Annotated in this window: 26 protein-coding genes; 19 read left to right on the forward strand and 7 right to left on the reverse strand. The window is 33.4% G+C overall.

Annotated features, from left to right (window positions below):
- Positions 1-28 precede the first annotated feature (28 nt).
- The 3 genes from O5639_RS04460 to O5639_RS04470 all read left to right on the forward strand — a co-directional run bounded on the left by O5639_RS04460 (position 29) and on the right by O5639_RS04470 (position 1379).
- Complete coding sequence (locus O5639_RS04460) at positions 29-385, forward strand: DUF7222 domain-containing protein (RefSeq protein ID WP_269625274.1); 357 nt, start codon at positions 29-31, stop codon at positions 383-385.
- Positions 386-804: 419 nt separating this feature from the next.
- Entirely contained in the window at positions 805-1005 is a 201-nt protein-coding gene (locus O5639_RS04465) for a hypothetical protein (RefSeq protein WP_269625275.1), read from the forward strand.
- A 98-nt stretch (positions 1006-1103) separates the two neighbouring features.
- Positions 1104-1379: a hypothetical protein gene (locus O5639_RS04470; protein ID WP_269625276.1), complete on the forward strand. Its 276-nt coding sequence runs from the start codon at positions 1104-1106 to the stop codon at positions 1377-1379.
- 56 nt (positions 1380-1435) lie between these two features.
- Here the strand turns inward: O5639_RS04470 and O5639_RS04475 are convergent, their stop codons facing one another.
- Entirely contained in the window at positions 1436-1891 is a 456-nt protein-coding gene (locus tag O5639_RS04475; protein WP_269625277.1) for a peroxiredoxin, read from the reverse strand.
- Positions 1892-2086: 195 nt separating this feature from the next.
- Between O5639_RS04475 and O5639_RS04480 the strand changes: the two genes are divergently transcribed.
- Complete coding sequence (locus O5639_RS04480) at positions 2087-4426, forward strand: class I SAM-dependent methyltransferase (protein ID WP_269625278.1); 2340 nt, start codon at positions 2087-2089, stop codon at positions 4424-4426.
- Here the strand turns inward: O5639_RS04480 and O5639_RS04485 are convergent.
- Positions 4415-4582, reverse strand: coding sequence for a hypothetical protein (locus O5639_RS04485; protein ID WP_269625279.1), 168 nt, complete (start codon positions 4580-4582; stop codon positions 4415-4417). The two genes, O5639_RS04480 and O5639_RS04485, sit on opposite strands and share 12 nt — an antisense overlap.
- A gap of 454 nt (positions 4583-5036) precedes the next feature.
- Here O5639_RS04485 and O5639_RS04490 point away from each other — a divergent pair, with 454 nt between their 5' ends.
- Both O5639_RS04490 and O5639_RS04495 read left to right on the forward strand, forming a co-directional pair.
- On the forward strand, positions 5037-5309 hold the full coding sequence (locus O5639_RS04490) for a SemiSWEET transporter (protein ID WP_269625280.1): 273 nt from the start codon (positions 5037-5039) through the stop codon (positions 5307-5309).
- A gap of 83 nt (positions 5310-5392) precedes the next feature.
- Positions 5393-5554, forward strand: a complete 162-nt coding sequence (locus tag O5639_RS04495; protein WP_269625281.1) for a hypothetical protein — start codon at positions 5393-5395, stop codon at positions 5552-5554.
- A 68-nt stretch (positions 5555-5622) separates the two neighbouring features.
- Here O5639_RS04495 and O5639_RS04500 read toward each other — a convergent pair whose 3' ends face one another.
- Positions 5623-6051: a hypothetical protein gene (locus O5639_RS04500; RefSeq protein WP_269625282.1), complete on the reverse strand. Its 429-nt coding sequence runs from the start codon at positions 6049-6051 to the stop codon at positions 5623-5625.
- A gap of 185 nt (positions 6052-6236) precedes the next feature.
- Positions 6237-6530, reverse strand: a complete 294-nt coding sequence (gene psbF / locus O5639_RS04505) for a cytochrome b559 subunit beta, long form (RefSeq protein ID WP_269606448.1) — start codon at positions 6528-6530, stop codon at positions 6237-6239.
- 195 nt (positions 6531-6725) lie between these two features.
- Here psbF and O5639_RS04510 point away from each other — a divergent pair, with 195 nt between their 5' ends.
- From O5639_RS04510 to O5639_RS04520, 3 genes are all read left to right on the forward strand, one after another.
- On the forward strand, positions 6726-7160 hold the full coding sequence (locus O5639_RS04510) for a hypothetical protein (RefSeq protein ID WP_269625283.1): 435 nt from the start codon (positions 6726-6728) through the stop codon (positions 7158-7160).
- Positions 7161-7626: 466 nt separating this feature from the next.
- Positions 7627-8142: a flavodoxin FldA gene (gene fldA, locus O5639_RS04515; protein WP_269625284.1), complete on the forward strand. Its 516-nt coding sequence runs from the start codon at positions 7627-7629 to the stop codon at positions 8140-8142.
- Positions 8143-8320: 178 nt separating this feature from the next.
- Positions 8321-8557 (forward strand): CopG family transcriptional regulator, encoded by a 237-nt coding sequence (locus O5639_RS04520; protein WP_269625285.1) that lies wholly within the window; start codon positions 8321-8323, stop codon positions 8555-8557.
- 18 nt (positions 8558-8575) lie between these two features.
- Here O5639_RS04520 and O5639_RS04525 read toward each other — a convergent pair whose 3' ends face one another.
- The 3 genes from O5639_RS04525 to O5639_RS04535 are packed head-to-tail and all read right to left on the reverse strand — an operon-like array spanning position 8576 to position 12480.
- Positions 8576-10414, reverse strand: coding sequence for an ArnT family glycosyltransferase (locus O5639_RS04525; protein WP_269625286.1), 1839 nt, complete (start codon positions 10412-10414; stop codon positions 8576-8578).
- Entirely contained in the window at positions 10415-11524 is a 1110-nt protein-coding gene (locus O5639_RS04530) for a glycosyltransferase family 4 protein (RefSeq protein WP_269625287.1), read from the reverse strand.
- Positions 11525-11529: 5 nt separating this feature from the next.
- Positions 11530-12480 (reverse strand): DMT family transporter, encoded by a 951-nt coding sequence (locus O5639_RS04535; RefSeq protein ID WP_269625288.1) that lies wholly within the window; start codon positions 12478-12480, stop codon positions 11530-11532.
- A gap of 53 nt (positions 12481-12533) precedes the next feature.
- On the opposite strand from O5639_RS04535, the gene sppA reads away from it, so the two are divergent.
- The 10 genes from sppA to rseP all read left to right on the forward strand — a co-directional run bounded on the left by sppA (position 12534) and on the right by rseP (position 20693).
- Positions 12534-13343, forward strand: a complete 810-nt coding sequence (sppA, locus tag O5639_RS04540; protein ID WP_269625289.1) for a signal peptide peptidase SppA — start codon at positions 12534-12536, stop codon at positions 13341-13343.
- Positions 13340-13717: a chorismate mutase gene (gene aroH / locus O5639_RS04545; RefSeq protein ID WP_269625290.1), complete on the forward strand. Its 378-nt coding sequence runs from the start codon at positions 13340-13342 to the stop codon at positions 13715-13717. Before sppA ends, aroH begins: the two co-directional genes overlap by 4 nt.
- 98 nt (positions 13718-13815) lie before the next feature.
- Entirely contained in the window at positions 13816-14391 is a 576-nt protein-coding gene (locus O5639_RS04550; protein WP_269625291.1) for a DUF2808 domain-containing protein, read from the forward strand.
- Between the two features lie 49 nt (positions 14392-14440).
- Complete coding sequence (rpmH, locus tag O5639_RS04555) at positions 14441-14578, forward strand: 50S ribosomal protein L34 (RefSeq protein WP_269606465.1); 138 nt, start codon at positions 14441-14443, stop codon at positions 14576-14578.
- 46 nt (positions 14579-14624) lie between these two features.
- Positions 14625-15011, forward strand: coding sequence for a ribonuclease P protein component (gene rnpA / locus O5639_RS04560; protein WP_269625292.1), 387 nt, complete (start codon positions 14625-14627; stop codon positions 15009-15011).
- A complete protein-coding gene (locus tag O5639_RS04565; protein WP_269625293.1) occupies positions 15008-15418 on the forward strand; it encodes a PH domain-containing protein in 411 nt (136 codons plus the stop codon). Before rnpA ends, O5639_RS04565 begins: the two co-directional genes overlap by 4 nt.
- Before the next feature lie 84 nt (positions 15419-15502).
- Positions 15503-16651 (forward strand): membrane protein insertase YidC, encoded by a 1149-nt coding sequence (gene yidC, locus O5639_RS04570; RefSeq protein ID WP_269625294.1) that lies wholly within the window; start codon positions 15503-15505, stop codon positions 16649-16651.
- Positions 16652-16708: 57 nt separating this feature from the next.
- Positions 16709-18187, forward strand: coding sequence for an AAA family ATPase (locus O5639_RS04575; RefSeq protein WP_269625295.1), 1479 nt, complete (start codon positions 16709-16711; stop codon positions 18185-18187).
- 123 nt (positions 18188-18310) lie between these two features.
- The gene (serS, locus tag O5639_RS04580) at positions 18311-19591 is read left to right on the forward strand and encodes a serine--tRNA ligase (protein WP_269625296.1); all 1281 of its coding nucleotides are present in this window, start codon (positions 18311-18313) and stop codon (positions 19589-19591) included.
- 19 nt (positions 19592-19610) lie between these two features.
- Entirely contained in the window at positions 19611-20693 is a 1083-nt protein-coding gene (gene rseP / locus O5639_RS04585; protein ID WP_269625297.1) for an RIP metalloprotease RseP, read from the forward strand.
- The last annotated feature ends 54 nt before the right edge of the window (positions 20694-20747 follow it).

Consider the following 20747-nt stretch of genomic DNA (forward strand, 5'->3'; position numbering starts at 1 on the left):
ATAACACTAGTGATGCTTGAAGAATCAAATGGGAAAATTAATTGATTTAATTAAAGAAACCTACGACCATAAAGCATGCTTAGAGATTGCAAGCAGTGGTTGTTCTAACGGGGCATGCACAAGACATACCTATCAAGCTGAGACACTCTTGCTCTATATGAGTTACTCAGATGAAATAATCAAATACATTTCTGAAAAACTCGGATACTCTTTTCTTTCTAATCTTGCAAGAGATTTTGGATCACCACTAGAAGAAAATAAAGCTGAAGAAGATTTCACATGGCGGGAGGTAGTATCGGCTTGTCCCAACAAAGATGACTACAAACATGCCCTTGTATGGAAATTCATAGAATTAGTCGCCAAAGAGAAAACTTTAGAACACTAATAATCATTATTAAATTAATTGGCCATAGATTTCTTAGTACTTTAGGAGTTAACTTTCAGAGAATTTACTTTTGAAAAAGATAAACTATAGCTTTCATCCAAGGAGGTTGGAAAATTAAATAAACTATAATAAAGAATAATATTGCACCTATTATTCCATACAATTGAACCTCTATTTCTTCCCAAAACTCTTCAATCCAGATAAGGATTGAGGAGTTTTTTCTTTCTTTTACCATTGAAAGATAGATTTAAAAAAGTAGTATAAACTAATAATAACTAGTTTAGAGTAATATTTATAAAAATACCTTAGAATTATAAATGATTATATTCGATTGATAAATTGAATATAAAATTATGGCAAAACAGACTCGTCAGAGAGAATTTTGAACTAGCTTATTTAGATTAGATCCAAAAGAAAAATTGAAGAAGAGTCCTTCTATTGAAGAAATTATTTCAGTCACACTTAGCTGTACCTTAATTAGGATGACTGAAATAAATAGAATAGATAGATCCGTTCTTTATCAAGAATTTAAAGAATGGATAGTACATTCTGGAGAAAATGAAGAGTCCCAAGAAATTTTATTCCTGAGATACTTAAAAGATGATAGGAAGATTAATTAGATTAACTTATAATTACTATTTGATTATCTTGCAAAAAAAAGAATTTTGAAATCCTCAGTCAAGAGAAAAAAACACTAAGCTAAAGTAAATCTAAAGAAATGTTCACTTCTTTATTCTCTCTATTTTTTTCAACATTACTTTGGGTTCAAGTACCTCAGTGGAGTGATAATTGGTCAAGATGTGCAGTGGATGTACCTGACACTGCATGCCATTGGTACATAGTTTCTCCAGACAATACTTTTGGCAAAGGATTCGATTGGGCGACAGCCCCATTGTTTGATGCAAACGGTTTGAATGATATTGCAAAAATTTCTTCTGAAACAGTTGTAGAAAAATTACAAAGAAAAAAAACTGCTAGCAAAGTGACATCTTGACCATTTAATAATAAATATAAAAACCAATCAAAAATTTTAAATTATATTTATAAAAGTTAATTTCTAATTTCACCCAATACTCTTAGTGCTTCATTAACGTGAGCAGGACCATTCAAAAGGTCATTAAAAATATGCCTAATAGCCCCTTTGGAGTCAATGATATATGTCACTCGGCCATCAAGCAAACCAAGAACTTTAGGGACACCAAAAGCTCTTCTCAAAGAATTGTCCGTGTCGCACAATAGTGGAAATGGAAGTTTATTTTTGTCTGCAAAAGATCTGTGGCTTTCTTCATCGTCCCCACTTACCCCCCAAACTTCAGCACCAAATAATTTAAAAAGGTCGTATTTATCTCTAAAGCCGCAATTTTCAGCTGTACAACCTGGGGTATCATCTTTTGGATAAAAAAATAAAACTAGAGGCCTACCTTTAGCTTGCTTATTCGTCCTAGCGACTCCTAGTTGATCAGAGAGTGAGAAATCAGGTATTTGATCGCCTAACTTTAAAGGCATTTGAATCCTAAAACTGAATATTTATATTATATAAAAAATCAAGGCATATCGGAGGCGAAAAGAGTTAATAAAATAGAATTAACTCTATAATTTATAGATCAGCAGGTAGCAACTATAGTTTGTAAACTATAAATTTATTAAGTAAAAAGATAAGATTTTGAGTTTTAGTATAATGGTATTAATTAAATAAAGATCTTGAGTGGTTTCGGGAAAAAGAAAAAAGAGAAAAAAGTCTCTTCTAAAAAACTCCAAAAGCTTTCAGAAAAAGATCTGAAAGCACACTCAATCAATAATCATATCAAAGGAAATTTAGAGGAAGCAGAAAAAGGTTATATGGCTTTTTTAAACAATGGGTATTCTGATGCAGATATAATTTCAAATTATGCACTCATATGTGAAGAAAAAGAAGAAAATGATAAAGCAATAAGATTATACGAAAAATGTACTAAAAGTTTTCCAAACCATATTTACTCGAAATTAAATTTATCTTTTTTATATTACAAATTAAATCATTTAGAAAAAGCAGAAATAATAATAGAGGAAGCAATTAAATTAAAGCCAAGCCTTCCGAATGGACATTGTATTAGAGGATTGATTTTAAAAAGTTTAAATAAATATAATGAGTCAAAATTATCACTTGAGAAAGCAATCGAACTAGATAAAAATTTCTTTGATGCATATATCAATCTAGGTTTATTAAATAAAGATTCTAATAAATATGATGAAGCCGAAGAGTATTATTTAAAAGCTTTAGAAATTAATGATAAATCTGCTATTGTTCATTTAAATCTAGGAGCATGCTACAAAGAGAAAAAAGAACTCGAAAAGGCAATATTACATACAGAAAAAGCAATAGAGATAGATAATAAACTAGAAAAATGTAATTTAAATCTAGCTACCATATATAACCAAATTGGTGATTATAAAAAATCACTCTCATTTATAAAAAAAGAAATTTTATTGAATAAAAATAGTGAGTTAAGTTTTCAACTTTTAAGTGAGATAATTAAGAAAGGAGAATTATTAAATATATCAAAGAAAGATAATAGAGAATTAATTAATAATATATTAGATAGGAAAGATATTTCTCATCGAGAACTATTTGGGTGCATAAACAACATTATCTCAAAAGAATTATTAGAAAAATTATCTATTTTAGACTCGGAATTATATGAGAATAATGAGTTTAATATTCTTATTAATCAAAAGGAATTAATAAAAGCACTATCTCTACTCATATTTTGCTCTCCGTTATGGGAAAAAGTCTTAGTAAATATACGCAAGATTTTTCTTATAAGCTATTCAGATAAACATAAGGTAAGTAATAGTATTCTTAACTTTATTATCGGGCTTGGATCACAATGTTTCTTAAATGAGTATGTCTATTACATATCAACAGAAGAAAAATATAAACTAGAGGAACTTAAGAAAACAATCAATGAGAATATAAATAAAGACTATAAATTAGCAATAATATCATGTTATCAATCTCTATCATCTATCAATAATACAACAATCGATTTAAATACTTATGTATCAAACAACAAAGAATTCAATAGTTTACTCAACTTACAATTCAAAGAGTTAAATGATGAAAAAAATATATCAAAAGGAATTAAAAAGATAGGAAATATAAAAGATTCAATATCTAAAGAAGTAAAGAATCAGTATGAATTAAATCCGTATCCTAGGTGGAGATATAATTCATATGCTAAAGAAAACAAATTAAACTTTTTTTCAGTTATTAATGCTGAAATCTATCCAAATACAATTAAATCTAATTCAAGTCAGTTAAAAGATAAAAAAACAAATATACTTATAGCTGGTTGTGGAACGGGGATTCAAATACTCGAAGCATCTCGATATAGTAATTGTGAAATAACAGCAATCGATTTAAGCAATTCAAGTATCTCATATGCAAAGAGAAAGGTCGATGAATATGGATTAAAGAATGTAGATTTTATAGAAATGGATTTACTTGAATTGACAGCACTAAATAAAAGATTTGATTTAATAGAATGCTCAGGTGTTCTCCATCATATGAATGATCCTAATAAGGGATTATCAAATCTATTTAATGTATTAGAACCAAGAGGATTTTTAAAGTTAGGTTTATATAGCAAGTATGCAAGAAAAGAAATACTAAAAGCGAGAGAACTCATCAAAGAAAAAAATATTCAACCAAGCGTTGATGGAATAAGAAGCTTCAGAAACGACGTTCTTAATGGAGAAATAAAAGAGTTAAATAAAATAACTAATTGGTCAGATTTCTACTCAACCTCAATGTGTAGAGATCTCTGCTTTCATAGTCACGAAAACTGTTACTCATTAATTGAAATCAAAGAGATGTTAAAAGTATTTAATCTGGAATTCCTAGGTTTTACTCTTTCAAAAGATATAAAAGATAAATATCAGAGAGATAAAAAAGATATAGACTCTTTAAAAGATTTAGAATTATGGGATAAATTTGAAAAATTAAACCCTAATTGCTTTAGAGAAATGTATCAGTTCTGGGCTAGAAAATCAATTAAATAGTTGTTCTTCCAATCCTGGAATAAACATTTTACATAGCGAGAAAATAAATAATATTGCTAAAACATTACCTAACATTGCTATTGCAAAGCGAATTCTTAGATCCTTAGCAAATGGTAGTAGGGTTTCCCAAAGTTGTAATAATGGTCCGCCTGCCATAGGATATTAATGTTTAATTACTAGTAGCTTACAGTGGGACTACCTGATTGGCTACAAAAAACCAAGATTTAAAGTAAAAAGATTCTATTATTATTATCTACTTCAATTTGCTTCTCATAAAAAATAGAAGTATCAACCCTATCAATATTAGGGATAAAGGGTAAAGAAGTATAAATAATATCTCTATTAATTTTTCTGGTCTATTCACAATAAATAAACCCACTAAAAAAATTATTATTGGCAAAAGGATAAGTGATTTTATTAATAGGTCTTCATTCCATTTTTTAATCTCATTATCTTCATCTAATAAAGTTTCCAATTTATCCTTTAAAAGATCATCATTAAAATCAGACTGATCATTCATAATTTTTAGATTCTAAACCTACTCATGTAAAATAAATCTAAATGATGATTTATTTATTATCAAAATTATTTAATCGATTACTAAAGAAAAATGAATCATTTAAATTATATAGATTTATTTGGATTTTCAGCTGCTTTACTTACTACTATTGCTTTTTTGCCTCAGTTATATAAAACATGGCAAACGAAATCAGCAGATGATGTTTCGTTGGTAATGTTAATTCTTTTCATAACAGGTCTTTTTTGTTGGATTATTTACGGCTTAAAGATCAATTCCATTCCTATTTTAGTTGCCAATATAATCACCTTTATTTTTAATTTTTCTATATTAGTTTTAAAAATTTCATATATAAAAAACAAATAAGAAAAAGATTCTTTTATATATATTAAATTATTTTTCTTGTGTTCATATAGAAGCTATAGTTAGTAAAGAATTGAACAAATTTAATGCCTGTAGAAGAACTGCAATTGATTGGAAGATCTTTAGCTTTGCACCCTCCTGTAATGATAATTACTCTTGGTTTATTTATGTATATTAGAGGTAAAGCTATTGCAAGCAGCAACCCAACAAAAAAAGTTACTCCTTTTTTCCCTTTTAGAAACGTTTGAAAATATCAAGAAATAAAAAACTATCTCTATTTAATAATATTAAATAGAGATAGTTTTTTATTTAGATATCAACCAAAAGGATTAGATCCCTTAAGTGGTCCTACGAAAAGAAACTCAATAACAGTCCCTAATATTGCCATAGGAAAAACCCATACAGACATAAATCTTAGTCCCATGAACTTCATTCCACCTTCACCTGCAAAAGCATCTTTGGTCATTGTATAAACAGTCTCTGTATCAGTTACCTCATACGAATCATTAATACCTGGTTCGTAAGGTTTAACAAAATCCATCCTATTAAATAAATTTCTAATTTTATTAATAGCGACTATTGGCCAAACCCATAAATAAAAGATGCGAGATCCCAATCTATTAGCATCAGATTGTGGATTTCCCAAATCCTGATTAGTGTTGTCTTTTGGAAAAGAATCTTCAATTATCGAAGCTATTGCCTCTTGATCAGTTGTGTAATCAACTACAGTATTTGCTGAATCCATCAAGAACTGAAATTTTGAATAATTATAAGATTAATTCCTTATTTTTGTATTGAAGAAATAATTTAATATTTATTGGTAACAAATATCCAAAAATCGAAAAATAATAAAAAAAGACCTAAATAAATTTAGGTCTTTTTAAGATTTCAATTTTTAAAAAGAAATTTAACCGTATAAAAATTTAATTGTTAAGCGTTTATTACACCGCGGCGAATAAATTGCATTGCAAAAATTGCACCAAGGAAAAATACTGTTGGAATACCCAATGCATTCACCGCCAAAGTCCTAACAGTGAAAACTGGATAGCCACCTGCTGGTCTTCCTTTATCAGCAACAATTGCAGTATCTTCCCAAACTTGCTCGTTTTTAATAGTTGGGCCATTATCCCAGACAAATACCCCCCATCTACGCAACCAATAATCAGCAAAGGCAAGAGTAAAAATAACTGGAGAAAGAACCAGCAATAATTTAAGTGTGTTCATCCATCTAGGATATTTATGACACAAATCCTGGCATATGAGAGCCAAAAAGGCTGATCAAGAACAAGACCCTAAGGATTCTGTAACAAATTAATCCAATTTCAGAAGCTTTAAAGACTCCTTTATGCCTCTAGCTTTACTTCTGATAAGGTAGTTTTATTGCCTTATGGCAGGCCTATAGATTATTGGTTTTTATTTATGGAATTTGGTTTTAAAGAAATCCTTTTTGGACTTGCTGGGGTCAGCATGATTGCTTGGGCCGGAGTTATTGGCCTATGGCATACCTATATGTTTCCAACATTTTTCAAAGAAGATTCCAGTCGAATTAATAGTGGTTCTCCAGTAGGTTCTGCTCAGTCAGGGACTGATACGAAAAGATCCAACAAACCATGGTTCATTGATGATGAAGGTGGGACACTCACTCCTAATTCAGCACTGGGTGCTATTGGTCTTAGCGATAGAGGGAAATACAGCAAAAAATCTTTTGTAGTTGCAGATTTCAACCCTGTAGAAGCTGGTTATGGGGTAAACAGGCTTTACACCTCTATTTTGATTGGTTTAGCTATAAGTACTTTTGTAATAATTTCCTTTGGACTACAAAGTGGATTTGGAATGATGGGACCAAACTTATAAATTGATTCAACTTGAAACTAAGAAACTAACAACAATCAAAATAATTTAATCTAAACCAAGAAAACCATCCTAAAGTCAAACTCTATAATTTTGGAGTTTGACTTTTTTTAGAGAACTGGAATTTCTTAACCACAAATGTTTTCAGATAAAGATCTTTTGTAAATAAGACTTTGTGTGATTTATGAATATTTTGAATCTATTTGATTAAGAATATATAGAATTTCATTTTTTTTCTGAAAAATTTTCAATCGTTTTCTCTTCAAAGCCTTTTCCTCACTTAGTTTAAGAATGAAGATGATCATAAAAAGCAAAATGGAAAATTAGTTTCCTAGTAAATAAAAAAAAGAATATTGACTTTTTCATGTATCAAAAATCAATATTCAATAGACAAGAAAATTTAAAAAAAACCAAATTCACTCTAAATGTGCAAAGCTGCTTTAAAATATCCTTGATTTTAAATTGCTCCATGACTGTAGGAATCTACTTTGCTACAACAACAGGTAAAACCGAAGATATAGCGGAAAGGCTGCACGGCTTACTTGACTCTGCTGAAGGTCCAGTGGATATTTCAGATGTCGATGACCTTAGTGAATTAGCTGGACATGATGGGGTTATTTGTGGAATCCCTACATGGAACACCGGTGCTGACTCTGAGAGATCAGGAACTGCTTGGGACTCAATCCTTGAAGACATTGGAGAGCTAGATCTCAGCGGTAAGAAAGTTGCGATTTTTGGTTTGGGTGATTCATCTACTTACACCGAAAACTACTGCGATGCAATGGAAGAACTTCATAGATACTTCAAGCAAGCAGGTGCTTCAATGGTTGGATACACTTCTAAAAGCGATTACACTTTTGACGAGTCAAAAAGTGTAGTTGGTGAAGAATTCTGCGGATTACCTCTTGACGAGGACAGTGAATCAGACATGACTGATGAAAGGCTTTCAGGATGGGCTGAAAAACTAAAAGGCGAAATGTTTTAGGCCTTAAACAAAAATTTTTAGATCTTCCTGAGTAATTACTTAGGAAGATTTTTTTTGTTTTTTTATAAAATTAAAAAATTCCTTAAAGATAACTTAAAAATATCCCTAAAAAAGTCATTTTCTGAAGCTATTTAAGAAATAATCCCAAACAGCCCGATAATATCTTAATATTTTCTTTATGAACTCAAATAATTGCTCAGATCAAAACGTTTCTATTAACGTAAATCTCTCTTTAAAAAATGAGACTTTGCGCATGTTAATAGAGATGGCAAACGATATGGGTGCAAGTCTTGAGGATGTAATAAGCTCAATAACTGAAGACTCGGTAATTGATTTAGAGATCCTTCAGGATGATCTAGGCATAGTTATCATCCCAGAAAAATGCAGCAAGCAAGATTTAATAAATTCGATTTAATAGATATTGGTCATTTTTTTAAAATCTTTCCGGTCTAGGATTTTTCCAAGTAGAAATAACTCCCTCTGTTTTCAAATATTTAGCTCGTCTTTCAAGAGTTTCTCTATTAAGTCTCCAAACGCTATAGACACCAAAATTACCTAAGACTTTTGGATTAAGTCCTTGCCAATAAGATTTTTCCACTGATCTTTTATCAATAAGTAAAAGAGTAGTTTCTGAGCCATTGGATCCATATATTGGCCTTCCTTTCCACCCTCTTCGCTTTTCATTTTTTAGTCGATCTGAAACATTTACTAAAGCATTTTTAGATCGACCCTCAAAAACAATGATCTGATTAGTATAAAAATGAATTGAGGGCTTCATAGCTCCTATCATTACTAATGGCTCATTTCTATTTTGAGAATTTAAAAGTAATTCTGAGGCTTGTCTTAAAGGTAGTTGTCTTAATCTATCTGCCAAATCAAAAGTTGGTAAAACAATCAGAAAATGGGATAAAAATATAGGTATTTGCAAAATCAATAGTTTTCCATATATTTTTCTAGAGGAAAATATTATTCCTAGAACAGCAATTAAAAGAAAAATAAATCCGGCTTTTTCAATTAAAAAGCTATTGGTTAATTCTTCTGAGAAATTTGGAATCTCAGGATCGTTAAGAAGCTGAATCCAAAACTTTGAAAAGAAGAGAAATAGAGAAAACAGTATTGATATAAATATTGTAAATTTCCAAGCAAAAGATTTTAAAAATTCCTCTTTAATATTATTCGTTAAGGAAAGTGATATTAAAACTGATGCCGCAGGAGTAGCTGGAAGCCAATAGCTCGGAAGCTTTGTAACTGAAATAGTAAAGAAGACAAAAACAGCGCTTAACCAAAAAAATGAAAACTCAAATAATGACTGATCTGGTTTTTTAATAATTCTTCTAGAACGTTTAGATATATTGCATAAATTCTTCCAAATACTGATTAATAAAAATGGCGTAAGAGGCAAAGAAGCTATACATAAAACTATTAAAAAAAACCACCAAGGTTCTCCATGAGAATTTACTACTGAGGTAAACCTTTGAAGATTATGATATCCAAAAAAACTATCTAAAAAAGGTTTTCCCTCTATTAATAATTCAATTAAGTACCAAGGAAAACTTATAACAAAAACAATAAAAAGTCCTGGAAGTACCCTCAATATTTTTAAGATTTCAAGAAAATTATTTTGAAATAATGAAAAAAATAAAATTGTTAATCCTGATAAAACCAAGGCAACAGGACCTTTAGTTAAAACTGCTAATGACAAAAAAATCCAAGACAACCACCAAATTTCTCCTTCTGGATTAGCAAATCTTCTCCATTTAAGAAGTAAACAAATTCCTAGAGTGCTGCATAGGAGTGCATCACTTACAGCAATTCTCCCCCAAATTATTACCAAAGGTGACAACGCAAATATCAGCGTAGTAACAACAGCTGTTCTTCTATTGAAATTATTTTCATCTTGGGGATATTTCATCATTGTGTCCCCTAAAACAAGCATTAAAAAAATTGTTGATAATGCAGAAGGCAGTCTGGCAGCCCAGGCACCTAATGGATCCCAAGAAATATTCTCTGGGATTAAATATCCCAGCCCCATTAACCAATAAACCAAAGGAGGCTTATCAAATCGAGGTAATCCATTTACTTGAGGTGTTAACCAATTACCCGTTTCTACCATTGCTCTGCTGGCTGCAGCAAACAAAGGTGGTGTTTCATCGACTAAACCAGTTTTTCCTAATTGCCAAACAAAAAGTATTAAACCAAGAAATAAAATACAAAGAAGACCACGTCTTCTTTGTTTTTTATTTGGGGAAAAAGAGTTAGTTAAACTTTTCAATTAATCTTGAAAGTCTTCAGAGATTTTTTTATTTAAGCCATTATCCAGCCAATTCACCACGCGTTCTGCAAAGACTTTATTAGTGGCTTTTTTTTCAAACCAATCCCTACAATTTTTTCTTTTGATTGAGGAGATTGTTTTTGTGGCTTTTATCAATCCTTCAATATCATTGGGCTTAACCAAAAAACCATTGAATCCATCTTCGATTAATTCTCCCGGTCCTCCCAGATCATATGCAACCACGGGAACTCCACAAGCCATAGCTTCAACAATAACGTTACCGTAGGCTTCATTCCATTTAGGGGTGTTTATCAACGCTCTACATCGTCCTAATTGTTCCTGAAATTTATTTGTTGGGAGAAACCCTTTCCACACAATAATTTCCTTTGTGAATTTATTTTCAATTCTTGAAGCATATTCTTTATCTTCTATAAGTCCCCAAACTAATAATTTTTCACCTAAATTCTTCGCGACTTTTACAGCATCTTCTAAACCTTTTTCTGGTGCTATTCTTCCAGCCCAAGCTAATGGTCCATTTTCATTTTCATTGAATATATAATTTTCCTTATCAAAACCATTGCCAACAATAATTGGATCAGTTTTTAAGGAATAATCGTTAGATTGTCTTTTTGTATGAAAAGCTAACTGAAATGGAAATAATTGACTTATTTCACTAATAATTTCTTTCATTATTATTGATTCAGCACCCATACTTATCAAATGAAATATTTTAATTGTCTGAGTTTTTGTTAACCACAATGGAAGCCAATCATATGCAAAGTTAATAACTGCATCGGATTCGTTTGCTATTTCAATTGCATTTTCCCATAACTTTGGTAACACACTATTAGAAGGAATTAAAACTGGATCTGTTTGCTTCTGATGTTGCCAACTAGGTTGATCAATTCCATCTATTAACCTTAATTCAAGTAATTCACTTTCAAAAGGTAGTTTTGATCCTTTTGGTGCAATTAAAATAATTTTATGACCTAATGAAGTTAATCCTTTTATTAGAGACACAATAGTAAGTTCTACTCCTCCACCTTTACCACTCCCCAAATAGCCTATAGGTGTACTAACAAGAATTAGTTTTAATTGCTTGTTTATCACTTGAATTAAGCCTCTTTTATAAATTCATGAGTACGTTTATCCCCCCAGAATCTTCTCCTCTGACTTACAAATAGTACTGAAATTAAAACCAAAAACACTCCAATCCACTGAAGAAAGAAGAGTCTCTCGCCTAACCAAATTCCACCAGTAATCAAGGCGAATACAGGTGTTAAGAATGCAAGGGTGCTAAAGCTTGTTAATTCTTTACGGCTTGCAAACCAAAAAAATAATCCATATGCCAATGCACTTCCGAACAAACTTGAATAAGACATCAAAGTCCATTGAAAAGCAGACCAATCTGGAACTAACGGCCAATCTTTGTCGAACACATGCCAAACGAGCAGAGGAACACTTCCTAAAACCATGTGCCATCCGGTTACTGCAACAGGATCACTGTTTCTACAAGCAAAGCGAATAAGCACCGTTCCTAAAGCCATCGAAGTTGCTGCACAAATCATCCAAATTTCTCCATGGCTTAAAAAATTACTTTCTGATTCAAATTTTCCAAGCAGAAACCAATTCCGTAGCATCTCAGTAGGGACTCCAAGACAAATTATTCCAACCAAGCCAAGTACCAAGCCAATCCATCCAATTGGATTTATTGCATCTCCAAAAAGAATTCTTGCTAATAAAGCAACCATCAAAGGTTGGGAATCTATAAGAACAGAGCCCAATCCCGCTCCTGTTTCCATTAACCCTTTGGCTAGAAAAATCTGAAAAAGGGTTGCATCAATCAATGTAAATACTAAAAACCACACCAAATCATCTTTTGAAATATTCCAACTCCTTTTCAAGAAAGGTACTGAAGCCAAAACGACTAGACCTGCTGGCAAAAGCCTTAGTGAGGCAACAATCTCAGGCCCCGCTTCATTAACCAAAGGTGCCATTGCCGCCATTGAGGTTCCCCAAAGAGCGAACGGCAAAATCATCAAAAACCAATTCCAAATGACAAACATAAGGTCAGAAAGCGATCTCCTTTTTAAGATCAATGAAGTTATGCATAAATTGAATGATTTGGCCCTTGAGACGAAAATCCAAAAAAAGGATGGCACGAATCTGTATTGAAGGTCCTATCAATTCAGAAACTCGAAAAAATGTTCTAAAAGCATTAAAGCAAATTGAGGAAAGAGAGTTTCCAGCCCTATTACTTCGCATTGATAGCCCTGGGGGAACAGTTGGTGATAGCCAGGAAATCCATAGTGCACTTTTAAGGCTACGAGAAAAAGGTTGTCATGTTGTAGCTAGTTTTGGCAATATCTCAGCCTCAGGAGGAGTTTATATAGGAGTAGGTGCTGAAAAAATTGTTGCCAATCCAGGAACAATAACAGGGTCTATTGGAGTGATTTTAAGAGGGAACAACTTATCAAAGTTATTAGAAAAGATTGGTATTAAATTCGAGACCGTAAAAAGTGGGATTTATAAAGACATTCTTTCCCCTGATCGCCCTTTATCGTCTGAAGAGAGAGTACTACTACAATCGTTGATTGATAGCAGTTACGAACAATTTGTTTTAGCAGTTTCAAAAGGAAGAAATTTAACCCCAGAAGTTGTTAAGAGTTTTGCGGATGGAAGAGTTTTTACTGGAGAGCAAGCCAAAGAATTTGGACTTGTGGATGAAATTGGTGATGAAAATGATGCAAAATTACTTGCTATAAAAATTGCGAACCTCGATGAGAAAACAAAACCTATTACCTTTGGCAAAACCAAAAAGAAATTATTAGGTTTTTTACCAGGAGGAAAATTAATCCAGAATCTTATAAATGCATTAAATCTTGAGTTGGAGGGAAATGGACAAATCCTTTGGCTCTATAAGCCATGAATTTTCAAAATAAATCCACTTATCTATGTGCATTGAGGGGAGCAACAACTTGTGAAAACAATTCTATTGAGTCAATCAGCTCAGCAGTAGAGGAATTGTTAGCTGAATTAGTTTCTAGAAATAATTTGATCCCAGATCAAATTATTTCTGTTACTTTCTCAGTAACTTCAGATTTAGATGCTTGTTTCCCAGCTTCTATTGCTAGAAAAAAAACAGGTTGGGAAAATATTGCACTTTTAGACTGCCAACAAATGTTTGTTAAACACGACTTATCGAAATGTATTCGTCTACTTGCTTACGTTTCTTTACCAAACGAGCAAATACCCCAAAATCCTTATCTTGGAAAAGCAAAAAATTTGCGTCCTGACAGATAAATCAGGATTTTTTTCCAACAACATCTTATATTCATTCAAGATCATGCAAATGCACTTGAAAATACTCAAGTGATTAATATTTCAGGGAACTTCAAGTTATGTTCAAAAAAAAATTATTATCAACTTTCAAGAAAGTTTTTTTTATTGGCTTTTCAGCTTTTTTATTCGGAACAGGGGCTTCTCTTTTCGCTCCGCAATCTTTTGCATCCCCAGGTTTCTTTGAATACCAATGGGATCCTGAGCCTGGATATAAAAGACTTAAGTATTATCAATCCTCCTCTGAAAGGAATGAAAGATCTACTTATTACTTCTTTCTTAGAGGTAAGGAAAGAAAAGAAGATATTGAAAAATTGACCATTGCAGTCCCTGATTATTTTAAAGCAAAAATCAAGACAAAAAAACTAAGCCTCTGTAAAGTTAAAATTGGTGGATATACCGAAAGGACTCGTTGTTTAGAAAATACCCCTTCTCTGATTGAAGTAAACAAAAAACAAACTATTATTGAAATTTTCCCAGAAAAACCAATACCTTATAACAAGGATAATTACGCTGTAGTAATGAAAATTTTCAATCCTAGAAAACGAGGTATGTTTCAATTCCGAGCGCTATCACAATCAGGTGGCGACATTCCTATCTCAACATATTTAGGGACTTGGAACATAGACGTACAGTGAACTGATAAATTAACCTTTACATCTAAACCAATACGAGCATAAATAGAAAATGACAAAGAGGACCTTTGGAGGAACCAGTCGAAAAAGGAAAAGGGTTTCTGGTTTCAGAGTGAGAATGAGATCGCATACTGGAAGGAGAGTTGTAAGAACTCGGAGAAAACGTGGAAGAGCTCGTTTAACTGTATAAAAGCAATCTTTTTAAATAAAGATACTTCCAAGAAAAGTTACTTCTAATGGTTTTGCCAAAACATATGAGGCTTAAAGGTCATAGATGTTTTGACTTCATCTATAAGCAGGGTTCAAAGTTCTATAGCCCTTCAATGGTTCTTAGAGTTACAAACGCAAATACAAAACTACAAGTTAAAGGGATCAACTCAAACATTAGGCCTTCTATAAAGTGTGCCATATCAATAAGCAATAAAGTAAGCAAAAAATCAGTTACAAGAAATAAGCTTCGACGGTTATTCCACCATCATTTGTCATACAAACTTTCTAAAATATATCCTGAAAATGAACTATGGGCTTTTATTTCATTAAAACCCTCCTGCATGAAAAATTCCCACAGCACTCTGCTTAAAGAATGTGACAAACTACTCACTAAAGCTGGAATAACAAGATGACTACTAGTCCCAAAGAAGACGTTTTTTACGAAGGCGGTCCTGCCAGCGGGGACCTAATAATAAACTTAATGGCTGGCATAACACTTATTGGTCTCCCTTTTACTTTTGGAGCCCTGGTTAGAGCCCTATGGGTTAGATACAAAATAACGACTCGTAGAATATCTGTCACTGGTGGCTGGCTTGGTAGGGATAAGACTCAAGTTGTATATAGTCAAATTGCCGAGATCAGAGCCATTCCAAGAGGGTTAGGATCTTATGGTGATATGGTTCTAGTTCTTAAAGATGGAGCTCGACTTGAAATGAGATCACTTCCTAATTTTCGAGAAACAGAATCTTACATTCTTAAAAAAATAGAAAAATCACCCACTAATAATCTCGATAAGGATGTTCAGGGCTTTTCAAACTAATTAGTCCTTACAATTATGTAAGACAAGAACACATCTTCTAAGGCAAACTGGCCTAAGAACTCCAACCTTTCTACCTTAAAAACCGTGATCGGTTACATCTCCGACAATCTACTTATCCCGATCCTAGATTTCTTCTACGGATTAATACCAAGTTATGGACTAGCGATTGTCGCATTAACCATAGTCATCCGCTTAGCACTTTTCCCTCTTAGCGCTGGCTCCATTAGGAGTGCAAGAAGGATGAAGATAGCTCAACCTGTCATGCAAAAAAGACAAGCTGAGATTAAAAGCCGCTACGCAAGCAATCCTCAAAAGCAACAGGAGGAATTAGGAAAATTAATGGGGGAATTCGGAAGCCCTTTGGCTGGTTGCCTTCCTCTACTTGTTCAAATGCCAATATTATTTGCATTATTCGCAACTCTAAGAGGTTCACCTTTCGCTGATGTACCTTATCTTGTAAATATCAAAGTTCTGCCATCAGACCAAATAGCGGCTATCGAGCCCAAACCTTTCAAGACGGCTAAGCATTCCATATTTATAACTGAAAAGAATCATTTCCCTGTTATCGCAGCTCTTCCAGGTGGCACAAAAATCGGTTCAGGTGAGTCAGTTAAAATCAACCTTCAAACTTTGAGTGGAGATTCATATGTAAACGAATTAAAGAAATATGAAAATGGATCTAAATTTTCTCCTTCTTGGAAAGTGACGAAGGGTGAAGACATAATCAAAGTTTCCTCTGATGGGACAGTAAATGCACTTAATCCTGGTGATGCAACTGTAGAAGCAAAGATCCCTGGTTTGGCTGCGAAAAGCGGATTCTTGTTTATAAAAGCACTAGGAAACGTTGGCTTTTATGTAGATGGCGCCATTCATTGGGATATTGCAATTCTAGTAGCAGGTTTTGGTTTAACACTCGTTATTTCTCAGGTGTTATCAGGAAGAGGAATGCCTGTAAATAAACAACAGTCCACGGCAAACAAAATCACACCAGTAATGATTACAGGAATGTTTTTATTCTTCCCTTTGCCTGCTGGTGTTTTGCTTTATATGGTAATCGCAAATATTTTTCAGGGGTTACAAACTTTTCTCCTTAGCAGAGAATCGCTCCCAGATAACTTGCAAAAAATACTTGACGATCAACTTAAGCAGCAAGATAAACCATCTGTTGCTGTTGCCTCGGAAGTAATATCTGATTCCGATAGATTACCCTTTGAACCAAAAAGTAATAAATAATTATAAGATCAACTTATTATATAAATTCAGCCTTATATAGAATCAAATTTATAACTGATGTCTAATTGGGACGAACAACTCGATCTACTAATTCGAGCGAGAACTCCTATTATTTGGATAAGGAGTAATGAAGAAGAAAGAGTTGAAACACTTTTAAAAAATTCTACTAAAAGGCTTTCCCCAAGAAGACTTGCTACTTGGGATTATATTGATGGAATTAGTAACGTTCTTAATTCTAATAATCTTGGCTCAAGGCAGCCAATGGCAGCTCTTGAATGGCTTAAAAAACTGGATGAAAGTTCCCCAACCATCCTTTTATTAAAAGATTTTCACCATTTCTGTGAAGATCCAGGCATTCTAAGAATGCTAAAAAATTTAAGTACTAATCTTCGCTCCAAGCCGCATTCAATAATTATCAGTTCTGGTTTATGGAGTCCCTCAAATGATTTAGAGGAAGACCTAACAATCCTTGATCTTCCCCTACCCAAGGAGAATGAAATTAAGACACTTTTATCAAACATTGCTGAAGCAAGTAACTCTAAATTAGACGAGAACGTATTAAAGGAACTTACAAATGCATGTGGGGGTCTGAGTGAATCAAGGATCCGTAAAGTAGCCGCTAGAGCTCTTGCTCAAAGAGGTCAAATTGGTAAAGAAGATTTATCAGAAGTACTGGAAGAGAAACGACAATCTATTGCTCGTAGTGAAGTTCTGGAATATTGCACAACAAATAAGACTCCAAGTGATGTTGGTGGTTTACAAATACTAAAAGATTGGTTAAAGCAAAGGAAACAAGCCTTCTCCCAAGAAGCAAAAGATTTTGGCTTGCCTTTGCCTAAAGGAGTTTTGCTCGTTGGCCCGCAAGGTACAGGAAAAACTCTAGTAGCGAAAGCAATAGCAAATAGTTGGTCTATGCCCTTATTGAGACTTGATGTAGGGAGATTATTTGCTGGTTTAGTAGGTGCCAGTGAAGCAAGAACAAGAGAAACCATTCAGCGCGCTGAAGCCATGGCCCCTTGCATCTTATGGATTGACGAAATTGATAAAGCTTTTGGTGGAGATGGAAGAAGCGACGGAGGAACGAGTCAAAGAGTACTTGCAAATATTCTCACGTGGATGTCAGAGAAAACCTCTTCTGTTTTTCTTGTTGCTACTGCAAATGGAATAGATAAGCTTCCTGCTGAGCTACTAAGGAAAGGGAGATTTGATGAGATTTTCATGTTGGAATTACCCTCTAGAAACGAAAGACATAGCATTCTTGAACTTCATCTTCAAAAACGAAGACCCAATTTGAAAATTGATTTAAATGCAGCTGTTGATAGAACAGAGGGATTCTCTGGAGCAGAATTAGAACAATCAGTCATAGAGGCAATGTACTTTGCATTCGCAGAGAAAAGAGAGCTTCTTGAAGGTGATTTAATACTTGCTACAAGTCAACTAGTTCCTCTTTCTAGAACTGCAAGAGAACAACTTGAATCTTTAAAAGAATGGGCCTCTAGCGGAAGAGCAAGAGCCTCTTCTCCAAAACTTTTTTAGAATTTTCTAGTATTTTCATTTAGTTAATCAAAAATAGTTATTTATTTAGAAGAAATTTGGAAGTGTTATTTATTTTTTAGGAACAATTAAGGATTAGGCTAAAAGAACTTTAATATTTTGATAGTGATAGACCAGAGACTACTAAGAGAGAATCCTAATTTAATTGCGGAAGGGCTTCAATCAAGAGGAATGGATGTTGATTTAGAACCTCTTCAAAAATTCTGCAAAGATCTTAAAGACCTTGAAGAAAAGAGAAATTCTTTGCAAGCTCAGGGGAATTTGATTGGGAAAGAGGTTGGACAAAAAATAAAACAAGGTCTTTCACAAGATTCTGAGGAGATTTCAAACCTTCGCATTAAGGGGAATCAAATCAAAAAGCAGGTTGGAATTATTGAAGATCAAGAAAAATCGATTTCAAATAAATTAAATGAAAAAATCCTTTGCTTGCCTAACCTTCCTGAACGAGATTCTCTTTTAGGGAAAAGCGAAAAAGATAACAAGGAATTAAGAAGATGGGGTGAACCTATCTCTGGAAAAAATTTCAAAGAACATTGGGACATTGCTAATCAATTAAATCTCTGGGACAGCGATAGATCTTCAGTCATAGCTAAAAGTCGATTTGTAACTCTTTTCAACCAAGCTGCAAAACTTGAGAGATCACTTATAAATTTTATGCTCGATTTACATGTTAAAAAGGGATATTTAGAAGTTCTTCCTCCAGCTCTTATAAACACAGCAAGTCTTACTGGGTCAGGACAACTACCTAAATTCGCAGAAGAAAGCTTTAAATGTGCTGATGATGATTTATGGCTTACGCCTACTGCTGAAGTGCCCATAACATCACTACATCGTGGCGAGATCATTCCTAAGGATTTGCTGCCATTGAAATATGTAGCTTATAGCCCTTGTTTCAGAAGAGAAGCTGGGAGTTACGGAAGGGATACTAGAGGTCTGATAAGACTTCATCAATTCAATAAAGTTGAACTATATTGGTTTTCAACCCCTGAAAAATCTGAAGAGGCTTTAGAAGTAATCACATCTGATGCCGAATCTGTTTTGCAAGAACTAGAATTACCTTATCGAGTTATTCAACTTTGCACGGGAGACTTAGGATTCTCAGCGAAGAAAACCTATGATTTGGAAGTTTGGCTTCCAGGTGCAAATACCTTTCGAGAAATATCTAGTTGCAGCAATTGTGGAGACTTTCAAGCTAGACGTTCATCAATACGAACAAAAGATAACAATAAAAAAAATATACTTTTGCATACTTTAAATGGGAGTGGATTAGCTATAGGTCGCACTATGGCTGCGGTTTTGGAAAATGGTCAGCAATCAGATGGAAGTATCAATTTACCAAAAGCCTTAATACCTTACTTCGGTTCGAACAAATTACAGCCAGAATAACTTAATCAAAAACTCAGTAATGAACGTTCTCTTATCTATAGCTGTACTTGGCCTTCTGATTTTTTTTCATGAGGCTGGTCATTTTTTAGCCGCAGTACTGCAAAAAATCAAAGTCAGTGGTTTTTCAATTGGTTTTGGACCAGCTCTTTTGAAAAAGGAAATAAATGGAATTACCTATTCACTCAGATCTCTTCCTTTAGGGGGATTCGTCTCCTTTCCTGATGAAGAAACAGATTCACTAGTTCAACCCAATGACCCTGATCTTTTAAAAAACAGACCAATTCACCAAAGAGCAATAGTTATTTCAGCAGGTGTAATAGCAAATTTATTACTTGCTTGGATAGTTCTTATTGGTCAAGCAAGCTTTATTGGGATTCCTAATCAACCTGAGCCAGGAGTGATAATCATGGGAATCCAGCCAAATGAGCCTGCTTTTACTTCAGGATTAATGGCTGGAGATCGAATAATGAGCGTGAACGGTCAAGCACTGGGCAGCGGCAAAGAGGGGATTATGAATTTAGTCAATATCATTCAAAAATCTTCTGGGAAAGAATTACTTTTTGAGAGAGTTAATGAAGGAGAAAGCAATACAGTTTCTATAATTCCAGCTGAAAATGAAGGGAGTGGAAGGATTGGAGCTCAATTACAACCAAATCTTCCAAATGAAGTATCAAAAGCAAAAAATATTGGTGAGATAGTTAATAGCTCAAATTCACAATTTTATGAGTTACTAAGTCGAACAGTTGTTGGCTATAAAAGTTTAATTACTAATTTCTCTTCAACTGCTCAGCAGTTAAGTGGACCTGTGAAAATTGTTGAAATTGGTGCTCAACTTTCAGAGCAAGGCGGGTCAGGACTCGTGCTTTTTTCTGCTTTGGTTTCAATTAATCTTGCAGTTCTTAACTCATTACCGTTGCCTCTGCTAGATGGAGGACAATTAGTTCTTCTCATTTTAGAAAGTATACGTGGGAAGCCTGTTCCTGAAAAAATTCAATTAGCTTTTATGCAATCTGGATTTGTTTTACTTGTAGGACTAAGTGTGGTTTTAATAATCCGAGATACAACACAACTATCTGCAGTTCAGCAATTGGTTCACAGATAATTTTAAATTTCCAAAAATATTTTGAAAATAAATTCCATGCAATGTCTTAAAACA

Origin of the sequence: Prochlorococcus marinus str. MIT 1214 (genome assembly GCF_027359355.1) — a bacterium.
Lineage (GTDB): Bacteria > Cyanobacteriota > Cyanobacteriia > PCC-6307 > Cyanobiaceae > Prochlorococcus_B > Prochlorococcus_B marinus_F.

Excerpts from the sequence above, each read along its gene's own strand:
- O5639_RS04550 (WP_269625291.1), top strand. The coding sequence starts at position 13,816 with ATGTTCAAAAAAAAATTATTATCAACTTTCAAGAAAGTTTTTTTTATT.
- O5639_RS04475 (WP_269625277.1), bottom strand. The coding sequence starts at position 1,891 with ATGCCTTTAAAGTTAGGCGATCAAATACCTGATTTCTCACTCTCTGAT.
- rseP (WP_269625297.1), top strand. The coding sequence starts at position 19,611 with ATGAACGTTCTCTTATCTATAGCTGTACTTGGCCTTCTGATTTTTTTT.
- O5639_RS04535 (WP_269625288.1), bottom strand. The coding sequence starts at position 12,480 with ATGTTTGTCATTTGGAATTGGTTTTTGATGATTTTGCCGTTCGCTCTT.
- O5639_RS04470 (WP_269625276.1), top strand. The coding sequence starts at position 1,104 with ATGTTCACTTCTTTATTCTCTCTATTTTTTTCAACATTACTTTGGGTT.
- O5639_RS04495 (WP_269625281.1), top strand. The coding sequence starts at position 5,393 with ATGCCTGTAGAAGAACTGCAATTGATTGGAAGATCTTTAGCTTTGCAC.
- O5639_RS04500 (WP_269625282.1), bottom strand. The coding sequence starts at position 6,051 with ATGGATTCAGCAAATACTGTAGTTGATTACACAACTGATCAAGAGGCA.
- O5639_RS04575 (WP_269625295.1), top strand. The coding sequence starts at position 16,709 with ATGTCTAATTGGGACGAACAACTCGATCTACTAATTCGAGCGAGAACT.
- O5639_RS04565 (WP_269625293.1), top strand. The coding sequence starts at position 15,008 with ATGACTACTAGTCCCAAAGAAGACGTTTTTTACGAAGGCGGTCCTGCC.
- O5639_RS04510 (WP_269625283.1), top strand. The coding sequence starts at position 6,726 with ATGGAATTTGGTTTTAAAGAAATCCTTTTTGGACTTGCTGGGGTCAGC.
- aroH (WP_269625290.1), top strand. The coding sequence starts at position 13,340 with ATGAATTTTCAAAATAAATCCACTTATCTATGTGCATTGAGGGGAGCA.
- rnpA (WP_269625292.1), top strand. The coding sequence starts at position 14,625 with ATGGTTTTGCCAAAACATATGAGGCTTAAAGGTCATAGATGTTTTGAC.
- O5639_RS04520 (WP_269625285.1), top strand. The coding sequence starts at position 8,321 with ATGAACTCAAATAATTGCTCAGATCAAAACGTTTCTATTAACGTAAAT.
- O5639_RS04490 (WP_269625280.1), top strand. The coding sequence starts at position 5,037 with ATGAATCATTTAAATTATATAGATTTATTTGGATTTTCAGCTGCTTTA.
- O5639_RS04485 (WP_269625279.1), bottom strand. The coding sequence starts at position 4,582 with ATGGCAGGCGGACCATTATTACAACTTTGGGAAACCCTACTACCATTT.
- psbF (WP_269606448.1), bottom strand. The coding sequence starts at position 6,530 with ATGAACACACTTAAATTATTGCTGGTTCTTTCTCCAGTTATTTTTACT.
- fldA (WP_269625284.1), top strand. The coding sequence starts at position 7,627 with ATGACTGTAGGAATCTACTTTGCTACAACAACAGGTAAAACCGAAGAT.
- rpmH (WP_269606465.1), top strand. The coding sequence starts at position 14,441 with ATGACAAAGAGGACCTTTGGAGGAACCAGTCGAAAAAGGAAAAGGGTT.
- O5639_RS04460 (WP_269625274.1), top strand. The coding sequence starts at position 29 with ATGGGAAAATTAATTGATTTAATTAAAGAAACCTACGACCATAAAGCA.
- sppA (WP_269625289.1), top strand. The coding sequence starts at position 12,534 with ATGATTTGGCCCTTGAGACGAAAATCCAAAAAAAGGATGGCACGAATC.